General features: G+C 34.3%; 16 protein-coding genes. All 16 read right to left on the reverse strand.

Annotation, left to right across the window (positions count from 1 at the left end):
- Window positions 1-8: 8 nt before the first annotated feature.
- Window positions 9-1,229, reverse strand: a complete 1,221-nt coding sequence (gene fliY, locus GMB29_RS17360) for a flagellar motor switch phosphatase FliY (RefSeq protein ID WP_136351234.1) — start codon at window positions 1,227-1,229, stop codon at window positions 9-11.
- On the reverse strand, window positions 1,219-2,217 hold the full coding sequence (gene fliM, locus GMB29_RS17365; RefSeq protein WP_136351235.1) for a flagellar motor switch protein FliM: 999 nt from the start codon (window positions 2,215-2,217) through the stop codon (window positions 1,219-1,221). Before fliM ends, fliY begins: the two co-directional genes overlap by 11 nt.
- A 190-nt stretch (window positions 2,218-2,407) precedes the next feature.
- Complete coding sequence (fliL, locus tag GMB29_RS17370) at window positions 2,408-2,836, reverse strand: flagellar basal body-associated protein FliL (protein WP_136351236.1); 429 nt, start codon at window positions 2,834-2,836, stop codon at window positions 2,408-2,410.
- Complete coding sequence (locus GMB29_RS17375) at window positions 2,829-3,050, reverse strand: flagellar FlbD family protein (RefSeq protein ID WP_136351237.1); 222 nt, start codon at window positions 3,048-3,050, stop codon at window positions 2,829-2,831. Before GMB29_RS17375 ends, fliL begins: the two co-directional genes overlap by 8 nt.
- Before the next feature lie 55 nt (window positions 3,051-3,105).
- Window positions 3,106-4,605, reverse strand: a complete 1,500-nt coding sequence (locus GMB29_RS17380; RefSeq protein ID WP_136351238.1) for a flagellar hook-basal body complex protein — start codon at window positions 4,603-4,605, stop codon at window positions 3,106-3,108.
- An 80-nt stretch (window positions 4,606-4,685) separates the two neighbouring features.
- Entirely contained in the window at window positions 4,686-5,054 is a 369-nt protein-coding gene (locus tag GMB29_RS17385) for a TIGR02530 family flagellar biosynthesis protein (protein ID WP_136351239.1), read from the reverse strand.
- A 12-nt stretch (window positions 5,055-5,066) separates the two neighbouring features.
- Window positions 5,067-5,483, reverse strand: a complete 417-nt coding sequence (gene flgD, locus GMB29_RS17390) for a flagellar hook assembly protein FlgD (protein WP_136351240.1) — start codon at window positions 5,481-5,483, stop codon at window positions 5,067-5,069.
- Window positions 5,484-5,494: 11 nt separating this feature from the next.
- A complete protein-coding gene (locus tag GMB29_RS17395) occupies window positions 5,495-8,008 on the reverse strand; it encodes a flagellar hook-length control protein FliK (RefSeq protein WP_136351241.1) in 2,514 nt (837 codons plus the stop codon).
- On the reverse strand, window positions 8,009-8,626 hold the full coding sequence (locus tag GMB29_RS17400; protein WP_136351242.1) for a MotE family protein: 618 nt from the start codon (window positions 8,624-8,626) through the stop codon (window positions 8,009-8,011).
- An 11-nt stretch (window positions 8,627-8,637) separates the two neighbouring features.
- Window positions 8,638-9,081 (reverse strand): flagellar export protein FliJ, encoded by a 444-nt coding sequence (gene fliJ / locus GMB29_RS17405; RefSeq protein WP_136351243.1) that lies wholly within the window; start codon window positions 9,079-9,081, stop codon window positions 8,638-8,640.
- A complete protein-coding gene (gene fliI, locus GMB29_RS17410) occupies window positions 9,081-10,367 on the reverse strand; it encodes a flagellar protein export ATPase FliI (protein WP_235883116.1) in 1,287 nt (428 codons plus the stop codon). The genes fliJ and fliI overlap by 1 nt, the downstream gene beginning before the upstream one ends.
- 40 nt (window positions 10,368-10,407) lie before the next feature.
- Window positions 10,408-11,172: a flagellar assembly protein FliH gene (gene fliH / locus GMB29_RS17415; RefSeq protein WP_168733742.1), complete on the reverse strand. Its 765-nt coding sequence runs from the start codon at window positions 11,170-11,172 to the stop codon at window positions 10,408-10,410.
- Window positions 11,165-12,184 (reverse strand): flagellar motor switch protein FliG, encoded by a 1,020-nt coding sequence (gene fliG, locus GMB29_RS17420; protein WP_136351246.1) that lies wholly within the window; start codon window positions 12,182-12,184, stop codon window positions 11,165-11,167. The genes fliH and fliG overlap by 8 nt, the downstream gene beginning before the upstream one ends.
- Before the next feature lie 12 nt (window positions 12,185-12,196).
- Entirely contained in the window at window positions 12,197-13,801 is a 1,605-nt protein-coding gene (fliF, locus tag GMB29_RS17425) for a flagellar basal-body MS-ring/collar protein FliF (RefSeq protein WP_136351247.1), read from the reverse strand.
- Between the two features lie 70 nt (window positions 13,802-13,871).
- Complete coding sequence (gene fliE, locus GMB29_RS17430) at window positions 13,872-14,186, reverse strand: flagellar hook-basal body complex protein FliE (RefSeq protein ID WP_136351248.1); 315 nt, start codon at window positions 14,184-14,186, stop codon at window positions 13,872-13,874.
- A gap of 10 nt (window positions 14,187-14,196) precedes the next feature.
- Window positions 14,197-14,643 (reverse strand): flagellar basal body rod protein FlgC, encoded by a 447-nt coding sequence (flgC, locus tag GMB29_RS17435; RefSeq protein WP_136351249.1) that lies wholly within the window; start codon window positions 14,641-14,643, stop codon window positions 14,197-14,199.
- Between the last annotated feature and the right edge of the window lies 1 nt (window position 14,644).

Consider the following 14,644-nt stretch of genomic DNA (forward strand, 5'->3'; position numbering starts at 1 on the left):
TAATTCTTTTATTTTAATTTATTTAAGCGCTCGGATTGACTGACTATATCAGTTACACGTACGCCAAAATTTTCTTCAATAACGACCACTTCACCTTTAGCAACAATTTTATTGTTTACTAATATGTCAACTGGTTCACCAGCAAGCTTATCAAGTTCAATAATTGAACCTGATGAAAGTTCTAATATCTCTTTAACAGAGCGTTTCGTCCTTCCTAATTCTACTGTTATAGAAAGCGGAATATCAAGAAGCATATCAAGATTTTGTAATTCCTGCTGCTGATGCTGAATAGGTTCGAAAGCAGTGAATTCTGCTGGTTTAACATCTATTATCGGTTGTTGTTTTCTTGGTTGTGAATACTGTTGCTGTGGTACTGTGTATTGTTGCTGTGCAAGCTGCTCAGATTGATATATTTGTTGATCTATTTGATCATTATGAGATGGATTGTCATATTGTTGTACTTGAGCTTCCCTATAGTCAGGAGTTAACATTTGCACTTCTTTAACTGCTTCAGCAGTAGCAGCCTCTTGTTTTGGATGAATTAATTCTTCAATTAAATCTTTAGCAAAATATAATGGTAATAATTGCATGATATTTGAATCTACCAATGTTCCAATTTTAAGTCGAAATGCAACCTGTATAAGTAAATCATCATCAGGAATTGTCTGTGATTCTTCAATTGGACTAGCATTTAGTAACTCTACTCTAGGTGGAGAAATATCTACTCGTTTATTAAAGATTGTAGACATAGAAGTAGCAGCAGAACCCATCATTTGATTCATTGCTTCTTGAACAGCACTAACTTGTATTTCACCTAACATTTCATCTGGATTCGTCCCGTCTCCACCTATCATTAAATCTGCGATAATCGCAGCATCACTTTGTTTAATGACTAATAAATTACTACCAGAAAATCCTTCTGTATAATTTACTTCGATTGCAACATAAGGTTGTTGGAATTGGTTAGCCAACTTACTTTTTTGGACAATTGATACATGTGGTGTTGTTATTTCTACTTTTTGTCGCAGTAAAGTCGAAAGAGCTGTTGCAGAACTTCCAAAAGAAATATTTCCGATTTCACCTATTGCATCTTCTTCCATTGCATTAAAGTAATCTTCATTTTTAAGGATGGTTTCCTCAATCGTATCTGCAGAAGGCTCAGTTTCATCGCTTGTTCCTTTTAGTAGAGCATCTATTTCATCCTGTGATAACATACCGTCACTCACCATCTTCGTCACCTCTCGATAAGTGGTCAATAATTTGAACCGCTATTTTTTTGTTCATTTTCCCTGGTTGTCCAGTAAACTTTGGCCTGCCACCTATTTTTACTACCAATGGTTGGTCGATGGAGCTGTCAAGTTGAATAACATCCCCTGATTGTAATTGCAGAAAATCTTGAATAGAAATTTCAGAAGTTCCTAGTTCTGCAGATACTGTAAGATCAGCTAACTGAATTTGCTTTTTAAGAGCTTCAATTTCATTTGGTTTAGGTTCTTTCCGATCAGATTGCATCCAATAATGAACCGATAATTTAGGGATAATTGGTTCTAACACAACATGTGGGATACATAAATTAATCATCCCACTCGTTTCCCCAACTTGAATGTTTAACGAAATGACTACTACTGTCTCATTCGGTGAAACCATTTGTAAAAATTGGGGGTTCACTTCAAATTCAGTCATTTCAGGTTCAATTTCAATTAATGTATCCCATGCTTCTCGATAGTTTTCTAATGACTTTTCAAAAATATTTGAGATAATTTTCGTTTCAATTTCCGTAAGATTTTCAATTTTGTTGACACTTACACCTATCCCACCCATTATCCGATCCATCATAGCGTATGCTATATTTGGGTTAACTTCCATAAGGATTCTACCTTCTAGCGGTTGTACGTCAAATACATTCAATACTGTCATTTTGGGGATTGAGCGGATAAATTCTTCATAAGGAAGTTGATCGACTGAACCGACTGTAATTTGGACATATGTTCTAAGCTGAGCAGAATAATAGGTCGTTAATAATCTGGCAAAGTTATCATGAATTCTCGTTAAGCTTCTTATTTGATCCTTTGAGAAACGTAAAGCTCTTTTAAAATCATATACTTTTACTTTCTTGCTAGAAACTTCCTTTTTTAATTCATCTGCATCCATCTCTCCAGTTGAAATGGCAGAGAGTAAGGCGTCAATTTCACTTTGTGATAAAATATCACCTGCCAAAGTTTTCACCTCCTGATGGTAAGGGGACGGAACCCGCATACTTATTTTTTACATTTAAAAAATTTGTTAGATAGATAAGGTTTCAAAAACAACATGTAGAAATCGTTTATTTATTCTACAACTTTTTGATGTTCGGCTTTTGTATTACACAATTTCTCCTTCAAAATTCACTTCATTATGAATGTTATATCTATTGAAGGATATAGGAAGTGGTATACACCTTATTGATCTTACCTTCCTGCATTAATTCATTTGATTTCATCTTGACCGTTTCTTTTAGCTTGTCCATACCTTCTTTTCCATCTAGCTGTTCTGCCGTCATATTTGCTAATTCTGAAATAATAATATCGCGAATTTGAAATTCACGTTGTTCTAATTCTTCCTTTGCCTTTTTAGAATCTGTCTCGATTTTAAAAGACAATCGAACAATATTTCCACTAGTCAAATTTGTAGTAATTTCCGGAATATCGACAGATGCTTCCACTACTTCTTTGATTGAAGGCTCTTTTTGCTCGTCTTCGTTTCCTAAAAATTTCATTACAACAACAAGTGCAGTTACTCCTATCAATGTGATTGAAACTATTATGACAAGCATTATACTTAAAAGCTTTTTATTCATCGTCGAAGACCTCCGAGCTCTTTCTTAAGGACAGAACATTTATATTTCGATAAAACAAGGTTATTTTTTGATTAACTTCTTGCTCTGTCTCCCTCACAACATATTTGTGACCATTCGTTAGCTTAATCGTTGTATCAGGGAAGGATTCAATGACTTCAATATATAAAGCATTTAGTGAAAATGGTCTTCCATTTAACCTTGTTAACTGAATCATATTTGAGAGGCCTTTACTAAAGCGCATGCGCCTTAGTCAGCCTCAATCCCCCTTATTATCGTTTTAAGCCCATTAGTTCTTGTAAAATTTCATCTGAAGTTGTAATGATTTTAGTGTTTGATTGGAATGCACGTTGTGCAACAATCATTTCTGTGAATTCTTCAGATAAGTCAACATTTGACATTTCAAGAGCTCCAGCGACAATTGAAGCAACTCCATCTTCACCTGCAACTGATAGCTCATCAAGTTGAATACCATTATTGTTTTTATCAATAGAGCCTGAATTTGCCGATTGTTTAAATAGATTACCTCCAACTTTTTCTAAACCACTTGAATTTGAGAAAGTTGCGACACGAACCTGACCAGCGATGTTTAATTCACCTTTAGCATTTACAAAAGTAACTGTACCATCAGATCCAATACTAAAACTTTGTGCATCTAAAGGTATTTGAATTAAGCCTGCTTCACCGCTTAATTTATTAGAGAACTGCGGCTTTTGTAAGTCCTCTGCAAGACCTTCGAAATTCATGACTGACTGTCCGATTTTTTCTAAGTCGATCATATAGTTGTTTAATGTAGATATTTTGTCATTTAGCGTTGATAAAACAGCATCTGTTACTTCTGTATTTCCTGTCACATTTTGAAAAGTACCCGTTAATTGATTTATTGTTGTATTAACTTCTTTAACGATTGTTCCAACTGGCTGTGCTGCATTAAATGATGCAATATCACCAGTTAAATTTGTTACACTTGTTCTAAAACCTGTAGCATCTGTGTTGAAACTTGTTTGTGTTGTGTTGTATTGACCAATAATCGTATTTAATGCACTACGGGCACTTACCATTGCATTGTATAATGGACCAGTTGTACCTGTTTCATTTTCTGTATAATTATTAACTGCATCGTTATATTCCTGATAAGCGTTCATTAATTCATTTGCTTGTTTTGAAATATCTTCTAAGCTCGTCATCATATTTCCATAAGGTGTACTGAAATTATTAATCGCATTTAACCCATCTTGGGACTTTTGAATGGCTTGATCAGAAGGAACCGTTTTTTCACCAGCCTCTCCAATTACATACATACCATCAGCAGTTACTAAGTATCCTTTATCATCTAAATATAGATTTCCTGCTCTTGTATAATTCATATCAACAGCGCCATCAATAGCACCAATTATCCTATTGTTACCAATTTGATTTCCTTGGTCAATATTAACTCTACTCAAATCTGTTATTGTCCCTACTGGAAAGAAACCGTCCCCTGATAATGCCAGATCCAATGTTCTAGAAGTAGTTTGCGTTGCACCTGCTGAATGAATTGTATCAATCGAGCTAATTTGAGCTCCTAATCCAATTTGTTGCGGATTTGTTCCAGCACTAGTTTGTGTTGCACCTGCTGCACCTGCGATTTGTTGACTAACTAAATCTGAAAACGTTACACGTGATTTCTTGAAACCGTAAGTATTAACATTAGCAATGTTATTACCAATTACATCTAACTTTGTTTGAAAGTTTTTCATCCCGCTAATGCCTGAATATAATGAACGTAACATATTATGTTCTCTCCCTAAAAATTAAGATTTAGCTGCTTCGATCATTCCACAACTAGTGGCTTCCGTTACCGGTCCAGCCGTTAATCCATTATAATTGTTCCATTGATGTTCGTGAAAATTTGCGTTTTCGCTTCTTCTCTATCCATTGCCGTAATAACAGTATTATTTTTAGCATTAATGATTAAGGCAGCATCACTTACTAGCACAAGAGAATCGTTTACTCCCATCTGCCGTGCTTCGCCAACCTTTCTTTCAATTGAAGACCACTCTTCATCTGAAAGTGTAATCTGTCTTTGATTCAATCGTTCTTGAGCATGTTTACTTATTTTAAGACGTTGATCAATTAGTTCATTATTTAGTAACTGCCCGAAGGAAACATTTTGTTTTGCTGATTGTTTTCTTGGCTGAAGTGGTTGGTAGTGATTAAACTGGTCAATACGAACAGACATTTAACTTAACTGCTACTCTGCTTTACTAACTTCTATAACAGAATTACTTGAAACCTCTTCTCCACTTTCAAGCTCCAAGACAATTTCTGTTCCATTTTGTTTTATTGATTTAACAATACCACTGCCAGATTCCTCATCATTTTTCCAATCAACTTGTTTTCCAATCAGTTCAGAATATTTTAATAGTGAGTCACTTTGAATATTTAGAAATTTCTCTAACATACTTGCCATATTTGTTGTTTGTTCGAGTGTTGAGAATTGTGCCATCTGTGCAATAAATTCTTTATCTTGCATTGGATTGAGTGGATCCTGATTTTGTAATTGAGTCATTAATATTTTCAAGAATTCATCTTTGCCAAGACTAGAATTACCGGTACTTGTTGTAGTGGGCTTATTTGTTAATAGTAAGCTTGAATCAATTGTAGTCATCTTAACCCTCCTTATACACTTGTATCTAGTACATCAATTAACGATTCGATAAAGCTTTGTTCGGTCTCTTTTTCTTCCTCATGTCTTGATTTATGAGGATTATTTTTTTGCTGTTCTTTTTCTTCTGAGTTTTCTCTAAATGTTTTTGTTGATTGTTCTGTGTACACTTCAAAACGTTCGATTTCAACCTTCATTGTAGGCAGAACCTGTTTTAGCTGATGTACACTATGCTCTAGCAATTCTTTTGCAGACTCTGTAGATGCTATAATGCGTGCAACCATTTCACCATTTTTCTGAACAAGCCTAACAGTAAGATTTCCAAAATGTTCAGGGTTTAAATTAATGACTAATCGGTTTGCACCATTTGCCAGTTGAGTAAATTTACTCCCTTTAAATGCATGAATGAGTTGGTTTGTAAATTCTTTTTTTACCGTCGTATCTAATTTTGAGGTTTCCATTGATAAACTACTTTGATTACCTACTAGCTTTTCTAACTGAATAAGAAACACATCTTCTTTATCTATTATTTGTTTAGATTGCTGCGTCAAACTATTCTCAAAAACTTGATGATTCGTAATAGGGTTTATAAATTCTTGTTTCATAGATGATTCTGCTTCTAGCTGTACCAATGATTGACCTGTTTTCATAGTTGTCAATTTATTGAAGGAACGGTTCATTTGATGTTGGAATAATGCTATATCCACAAATTGCTGTTTAGGAAAAGCTTTTAGATTATGCTCCATTGATTGTCCATTTGGATCTTGAATTCCTAATCCATTTTCAGCGAATAATGTGCTCTTATTTTGACTTGTTGCTTTCTCATTCTGCTGTGTCATTATGGCTATTAATCTGTCAGTAAGAGGTATGGCCTTATCTAGAAATTCACTAAGTTTACTTACACTAAAAGTCACTTTACTATTATTTAGTTGAGAATTTATTAAAGGCATATCTGGCAACTGATTTGATGACAAACGGTTTATCTCTTCTATTAACAACTGGACTCTATCTACAACTGGGGCTATTGTTTGTTTCACTTCTATTTGATATTCAGAGAGAATATGCTGTTTGTTCTCATTAGAATGTAACCGATTTTGAATATTTGATTCATATAAATTTTTATCGATAGCTTTTAAAACCTCGTTTATATCTAATATAAGTTCTTTTGCTGCTTGTTCCCCAATTTTTGCTATATTTAGTAAGTTATGAATGTTAGACGATTCAATCCTTAACTGTCCAAGATCATCCACAACACTCCGATCAAGTATTAACATTTCGCCTATCTGCTGGTTTTCATTATTTAGTTCGATTTCAATTTTTAAGTTTTCTTTCTTGTTATTACTATCTTTATTAACCAAACTAGTTAATTCTTTTATAAACGAAGTTAGATTATTTTCTGGATCTTCAGTAAGATTCTTTATTTCTGTTTGCAAGTCAGTTACAATATTTCGAATTTCAAAAAGGACTTTACTTTCGTCAAGTAAATCTTCTTTAATTGATTCCGGATTTAATATATGTTGGACTGCTTGCTCTACTTCAACATTACTCTGTACTGATTTTGATTGGTTATTTTTACGCTCTATTCCTTTATCATTAAAAATGAAAGAATTTGATTTATTTTTAAAATCAACAGTCATAAACTGTTCATTCACATCGAATTTATATTTTTGAGCAATTGTATTTGTTTCATATAAGATGCTTTCAACAGATTTACCTATAATCTTTGTAAATGATGTAAGATCTGCATTCCCCAATAAAACTTTTATTTGAGTAACAATCTCTTTATTAGTGGATTCTAGCTCTAATTCATTCAGGAACTCACTTTTTATATGTGCTTTCTGTAACGTCACTTTATTTGTATTATTCACCAAATTAGAATGAAGCGTGAATAATTTATCCATTTTAACTAAATTAGTAGCATCATCTGTAGTTAGCCATTTTTCTAGCAGTATTTGTCCATTTAATATGGTACTATCATTAGAATCAATTTTATTAATTGCACTTATCATGCTGGATAGTTGAGCATCTGAATTCTTATAGCTAGGATATTCATTTTCTAGCATTTCATTTAGCTTTATTAAGTAAGGTGCAAAATTCATTTTTTGATCTGTGGGCATTGATTGTAATACTTCTGCTAGAGCAAAGACACCAACAGCGATAGGAGAAGCATGTACTTTATTAAGTAAATCTTCAACAGAATTAGATTGTCCCTTGATACTTCTTATTTCATTGGTAAGAAGCTGATTATCAATAACCTCTATTTCTTGTGTTATGACTTCTGGGTAAAAGCCCGAATTCAAATCTATCGATCTTTCAGTAAGCTCATCAAAAAGTAGACTTAGTTCTTTAGTATTTTGAGGTAATGTATCATTAGCAACAAAAAAAGGATTGCTACCTAGTTTAGATACTTGATTTCCAGATCGCTGACTTTCTAGAACATGTTTGAAGTTTAATGATTGCGAAAATACTTTTTCTTTAAAAGGACTTTCACTTTGTTTCATGACTTGTAAAAGTGATGCAACATTCATTTATTCACCTCCCTCCACTACAGAGTTTGCTGCTAAGAGGTTTGTATATTTTACCGCATCATCAACAATCATTTTCGATAAAATATCTGCAACTTGTCTGTCATCTAAAGAGGTTAAAATAAGTAATGCATCATCTTCCTTTAATCCAGGAATAAGCTCTGCTGCTTTTTTACTCGACATGTTATCATAAAGTTTTGTAATATCTTTTGATTTTTTTTCTGCAGTCGATTTTTCAATATCTTCAATTTGTGATTCTAGAGATTTTATTTCTTGTGTTAACTTTTGAATTTCTTTATCTTTTGTGGTTACGTCTTGCTCTAACGCAGTAATCATAGACGTTTGTTCTTCAATTGTTTGTTCTAGTTCCTTCTTCTCTTCAATTTGTTTTGCTGCATTCCTTACTTCTTCTGACTCATTTATATTCGTTTCCTGCTCTTTATCTTTAAAAACCTTTTCAATGACTGGCACTTCTGCTATTACTGCCTTTGTCTTGCCAAGCAAATCAAATCCAGCAACATTCAAGATAATGATCACTAACGTTAAAGTGAAGATAATTGGAATTAAAATGACAAAGAAAAACCACTGAAATTTACCGTATTCTTGTTTTTCATTTTCCATCTTATGTTCACCTAATTTCCTCGATACATATAGGTCTGTATTGAAAGATCATCCATATGTTTATTTTCTAGTTGCTTCATATTAATACTGTAATCTTCTTGTTGTTTGTTTTTAAGCTTTTCATACTTTTTCACTTCTAAATTGTGTTGCATTAGCTTAACTTGCTTTTCATTCATCCGATTACGAGTTAATAAAACAAGTTTTTGATAGTGTGTAATTGTCTTTTCTAAATTGGTAACAAATTGTTGGTAGTGTCTTATTTCTTGTACCGACATTCCCTGATTAAGTTTGGAAATCGTATTTTCTTCAAGCACTTCTTTTTGCTTAAGCGAATCATATAGTTTATGTGCAACATTTTCAAAATCATGCACCGATTGATTGTATTCTGCTAACGATTTCTCTTTTTCACTTTCTTTTATATCCATAATCTTTTGAAACCTGAATTGATATCCCATTAGAATTCACCTTTTTCCATGAACTGAATAAGAGAATCAATACTTTTCTCAATCGAAACTTTATCTTCTACATTTTGTTTCAAGAAAGTAATGATTTTAGGATAATACTTGATCGCTTCATCAATTTCTCGAGATGAACCTCTTTTATATGCACCAATATTTATAAGATCTTCAGAGTTCAAATAGGTAGAAAGCAAATCCCTAAGTTTTGTTGAAGCTGATCGATGATTTTGATCGATAATTTGATTCATAACACGACTGATACTTTTTAAAACGTTTATTGCTGGAAACTGCCCTTTATTTGCAAGATTTCGATCTAAAACGATATGTCCATCAAGAATACCGCGCACAGTATCTGAAATCGGTTCATTCAAATCATCACCATCAACAAGGACAGTATAAAATGCAGTAATTGTTCCATAATTATTTGTTCCAGTTCTTTCTAATAGCTTAGGTAATATCGCAAAGACAGAAGGTGTATACCCTTTTGTTGTTGGCGGTTCACCAACAGCTAGTCCAATTTCACGTTGTGCCATAGCAACTCGTGTTACAGAATCCATCATAAACATGACATTAAGCCCTTTATCTCGGAAATATTCTGCAACAGCAGTAGCTGTATATGAAGCCTTTAGTCTCATAAGTGCAGGTTGATCTGAAGTTGCTACAATAACAATTGATCTTTTCAACCCTTCAGGTCCAAGATCCCGATCAATGAATTCACGGACTTCACGACCACGTTCCCCAATAAGTGCAATAACATTAATATCTGCATTCGTATTTCGTGCAATCATTCCCATTAACGTACTTTTTCCTACACCACTTCCTGCGAAAATACCGATACGCTGCCCCTTACCTACTGTTAATAAACTATCAATTACACGCACACCAACTTCTATTTTTTCATGGATTGGCGGTCGTTTCATCGGATTTGGTGGGGATTGATCTGTTGGGACATATGTAAGTCCTTTAGGTAAACTTGACTCATCTAATGGTTGCCCAAACGCATTAATTACTTTACCAATTAAACCTGTTCCTACTTTTACTCTTAGCGGGCCATCAGTTGCTTCAACGATACTGCCAGGTGCGATATTTGTTACTTGCAAATATGGCATAAGTAGGACATTTTCATCTTTAAAACCTACAACTTCCGCAGGGATTTTTATTTTCTTATTTGAACCTGTATAGATATAACATAAATCACCAATAGAGCTTTCAGGACCTTTTGATTCAATCATAAGTCCTACTACCTTTTTTACTTTTCCATAGCGTTTATATGAATCTAACATCTCAATAGTATGAAACAAGTCTATTGCTCTCAATTGGGGATCATCCTTCGTCAAGAAGTTGTAATAACTGATTTTTCAATTGTTGCAGCTGCGTATCTATACTAATATCCATTCGCCCATAGTCTGATTCTATATAGCAGTCATCTATCTTTAAATCTGCATTAGCATAAATACTTATATCTGTATCATTTGTCACTAAGGCATTTAGTTCATCTTTCTGACTAATCAATAGTTCGTACTGTGAAGGATGGACATGAATTTTAATATGGTCAAATTCTTTTACTTCTTTTAATCCTTGTCTAACTACAGGTAAAAACTTTTCAGGTGAATCAATCAATATCGATGAAATGACTTTACGTGCAATTTCTATCGATAAGCCAAGAATCGTTTCTTCTGCTTTTTGAATTTTCTCATCGTAATCATTCTTTGCTAGGTCAACAACTCTCTGAGAATCTTCGATTAATCCTTGATATTGCCTTAAAGCTTCTTGTCTACCAATTTCTAAGCCTTCTGCATAAGCTTCCTGCCTGATTTGTTCGTAAAGTTGATCCTTCTCATGCTCCCAAGCTCTCTGTTCTTCAGCAATTTGTTGTATGATTCCCACTCTTTCTGCTTGTGCTGTTTGAATCATTTGATCAGCTTCTTCTTTTGCAGATTGAATAATAAGGGAGGCTTGAGCCGATAAATCTGGATCTTCAGAGGTTTTCAATTTATCGTTTAAAAATGCCTGTATAGTTTGTACAGCGATGGTCTGCTTATCATTGTCTATTTTTTTTGCAAATTGGGATTTAATCAGCCTAGACAATAATATCATCTCCTCCACCACGTGCTATGACAATCTCACCAGCTTCTTCAAGTCTTCTGATAACTCCGACAATTCTAGATTGTGCCTCTTCTACATCACGCAGTCGAACAGGTCCCATATATTCCATTTCCTCTTTAAAGGTATCAACCATACGTTTAGACATGTTTTTAAAAACGACTTCTCTAACTTCCTCACTTGCAACTTTAAGAGAAAGCATTAAATCATCATTATCGACATCCCTAATCACACGTTGGATTGCACGATTATCAAGTGTAACAATATCTTCAAATACAAACATTCTCTTTTTGATTTCCTCGGCTAATACAGGGTCTTGAATTTCAAGTGAATCAAGAATCGTTCTTTCCGTTGACCGATCAACACCATTTAACACTTCTACCACAGCTTCGATCCCACCAGTTTGTGTGTAATCTTGAGTGACGGTTGATGACAACTTACGTTCAAGAATTTGTTCAATTTCATTGATAATCTCAGGAGCTGTTCGATCCATAACAGCAATCCTTCTAGCAACATCCGCTTGTAGCTCTTGTGGAAGCTCAGATAAAATTTGTCCTGATTGAGCAGGTTCAAGATACGATAATACGAGTGCAATTGTTTGCGGATGTTCATTTTGAATAAAATTTAAAATTTGTCCTGGATCTGCTTTCCTCGCAAAGTCAAATGGACGTACTTGTAAGGATGATGTAAGTCGATGAATAATACTTGTCGCTTTTTCTTCCCCTAATGCTTTTTCAAGTACTTGTTTAGCATAAGCAATACCACCTTGAGAAATATAATCTTGAGCCATTGCAATATCATGGAATTCTTCAATAATTTCTTCTTTTTTATTCGATTCTACTTTTCGAACTCCCGAGATTTCCAACGTTAACTTCTCAATTTCTTCCTCAGATAGATGCTTATATATAGATGCTGAGACTTCAGGTCCTAAAGAGATTAAGAGGATGGCAGCTTTTTGCTTGCCCGTTAATGAATTACTATTATCTTTCCTTGCCATATTCATAGCCCCCTACTCCTCTGAAATCCATGTACGCAAAAGCTTAGCAAAATCTTCTGGTTTTTCTCTTGCCATTTTCTCAAGCTGCTTTCTACGAACAGTTCCTTCTGTTTCAACTTCATTATTAATATCTTGAACTCTAATTGGCTCTGGAATAGTTAATTCCTCATCTTCTTCATACTCTTCAAATTCTTGTTTTCTCTTTCTAATTAACAAGATTATTAAAATGATAATACCTAAAATTAAAACAACTGCAACGATATAGATCCATACCGGGATCATTGGTGTTGTTTCAGTATCAGCAAGTTGTTGTTTGCCATCAAACGGTTGAACAGAAACAACAACCTTTTCTGCAATTTGCTCTTCGGTTAGTGGTTCTTCGGTTGAATCTTTATTAATTGATGTTCGTATTACTGTTGACAAAATTTGTTGAATATCTTCTTCTCGATCTGCTGTAAATGATAGCGGGTCCTCCGGATCAGGAGGCTCTACCATAACTTGAATGCCTATATCACGGATTTTATAAGGACTTTCAACAATTTGTTTATTAATTCTATTTACTTCATTATTAATTCTCTCTTCAATCCGTTCATAATCTCCATCTCCAGAAGTTTCAGTTGTTGACTCATATCCAGGAATATCGGTTTCTCCTGTGCCATTTACTCCTCCAGCCGCAGCAGCCCCATTCCCTGTGTATGCTTCTGTGATTCTTTCAACACTTACTGCAATACCTTCTTCACTCTCTTCTGTCACTGGTTGAACAAGATTCTCCTCACGATTTTCCTGTGTAAAATCGATGTCTGTTGTTACTGATACGACAACCTTATCCTGTCCAATCATTGTTCCGAGCATTTTTTGTACATCTCGTTGAATGTCTTGCTCAATTTGTGTCTTAATTTCTTGTTGTGTAGCATAACTTGATGCTGGTGAAGAGTTTTGACCATTATTTAAGTCATAATAATTAAAGTTTTGATCCATGATGACGATATTATCTGTAGAAAGATTGGGAACACTTTTTGATACTAAATGAAAAAGTGCATTTACTTTATCTTGATCTAATTGAGCACCAGGTTTTAAGTTAAGGACAACTGATGCTGATGCTCCTTCTGTCTGTTCCCCTACAAAAACAGATTCAGCAGGAAGAGTGATCATTACATTGGCATCATTGACTCCCTCGATTCCTTTCATTAAGTTCGCCAGTTCAGTTTGTGTAGCTTTTAGCTTAATAACATCAAACTCTTTATCTGTCATTCCAAAACCAGAATCCTGACCAAAGTAAGAATAGTCAATTGTTCCTGTATTTGGCACTCCTTCAGCAGCAAGCTCGACCATTAATGTATCAACTTGCTCTTTTGGTACTAATATTGTTGCTCCATTGTTTGTAATTTCAGACTCTATGCCTTTTGAATCAAGCGTTTCTTTAATTTGTCCAGTCTCTGCTGGTGAAAGGTTAGAGTATAAAGGAACTAAGTTAGGTCTTGACATAAAGTATGTTAATAAACCTGCAAACACAAAAAATAAAAGTGCACCAGTAATAATGAGTGTTTTTTGCACTTTACTTTTACTTTGCCACAATTCATTTAGTTTAGTTTTTATATCTATTAATTTTTCGTTCATTCCATGAAGTCCCCCGGTTATGATGACTTTGCTAGCGTAGTGACCATTGCGTCATAACTTTAATGCACTACTAAACTTGCATTCTCATCATTTCTTGATAAGCTTCGATCGCTTTATTTCGCACCTCGACCGCTAATGACATCGTCACACTCGCTTTTTGAGCAGATATCATGACATCATGTAATTCAACATTTTTACCGGTTGCCAATGCCTCGGTCATCTTATCTGATTCAATTTGTGATTGATTAATTTGTTCAATTGACTTCTTTAAAGCATCTGCAAAACTCGGTTTACTAGTATTAGAATTAGTATTTAATACATTTGTTTTTTGTTGTACTTGTATTGGTTGTGTTGTTAAACTAAATGGATTTACATTATTAATCATTTCATTCACCTTATTTTCCTATTTCTAATGCTTTCATTAACATTCCCTTAGTTGCATTCATTGCTGTAACATTCGCTTCATAAGATCTTGTGCTGCTGATCAAGTCGACCATCTCTTTTAATGGGTCAACATTTGGCATAGCTACATAACCCTCTTCATTTGCATCCGGATGGTCTGGATCATATATCAGTTCAAACGGTGTTTCATCTTCGACAATTTCCGTTACTTTTACCCCATCAGCATCTGATGAGCCCATAGCCTTATTCAAAAAGGATGAAAATTGATCGCCCTGTGGCTGTGTTACAACTATTTTCCTACGATATGGTTGCCATTCTCCATCAACTAATTTTCCTCTTGTCGAATCCATATTCGCCATATTTGATGAAATTACATCCATTCTTACACGCTGTGCTGTTAGTGCAGATGCAGATGTATTAATCACTTGAAAAATTGACATT

It is taken from the genome of Metabacillus sediminilitoris, assembly GCF_009720625.1.
In the GTDB taxonomy this organism is placed as follows: Bacteria; Bacillota; Bacilli; order Bacillales; family Bacillaceae; genus Metabacillus; species Metabacillus sediminilitoris.

Excerpts from the sequence above, each read along its gene's own strand:
- fliY (WP_136351234.1), bottom strand. The coding sequence starts at position 1,229 with ATGGTGAGTGACGGTATGTTATCACAGGATGAAATAGATGCTCTACTA.
- fliL (WP_136351236.1), bottom strand. The coding sequence starts at position 2,836 with ATGAATAAAAAGCTTTTAAGTATAATGCTTGTCATAATAGTTTCAATC.
- GMB29_RS17375 (WP_136351237.1), bottom strand. The coding sequence starts at position 3,050 with ATGATTCAGTTAACAAGGTTAAATGGAAGACCATTTTCACTAAATGCT.
- GMB29_RS17380 (WP_136351238.1), bottom strand. The coding sequence starts at position 4,605 with ATGTTACGTTCATTATATTCAGGCATTAGCGGGATGAAAAACTTTCAA.
- GMB29_RS17385 (WP_136351239.1), bottom strand. The coding sequence starts at position 5,054 with ATGTCTGTTCGTATTGACCAGTTTAATCACTACCAACCACTTCAGCCA.
- flgD (WP_136351240.1), bottom strand. The coding sequence starts at position 5,483 with ATGACTACAATTGATTCAAGCTTACTATTAACAAATAAGCCCACTACA.
- GMB29_RS17395 (WP_136351241.1), bottom strand. The coding sequence starts at position 8,008 with ATGAATGTTGCATCACTTTTACAAGTCATGAAACAAAGTGAAAGTCCT.
- GMB29_RS17400 (WP_136351242.1), bottom strand. The coding sequence starts at position 8,626 with ATGGAAAATGAAAAACAAGAATACGGTAAATTTCAGTGGTTTTTCTTT.
- fliJ (WP_136351243.1), bottom strand. The coding sequence starts at position 9,081 with ATGGGATATCAATTCAGGTTTCAAAAGATTATGGATATAAAAGAAAGT.
- fliI (WP_235883116.1), bottom strand. The coding sequence starts at position 10,367 with ATGTTAGATTCATATAAACGCTATGGAAAAGTAAAAAAGGTAGTAGGA.
- fliG (WP_136351246.1), bottom strand. The coding sequence starts at position 12,184 with ATGGCAAGGAAAGATAATAGTAATTCATTAACGGGCAAGCAAAAAGCT.
- fliF (WP_136351247.1), bottom strand. The coding sequence starts at position 13,801 with ATGAACGAAAAATTAATAGATATAAAAACTAAACTAAATGAATTGTGG.
- fliE (WP_136351248.1), bottom strand. The coding sequence starts at position 14,186 with ATGATTAATAATGTAAATCCATTTAGTTTAACAACACAACCAATACAA.
- flgC (WP_136351249.1), bottom strand. The coding sequence starts at position 14,643 with ATGTCAATTTTTCAAGTGATTAATACATCTGCATCTGCACTAACAGCA.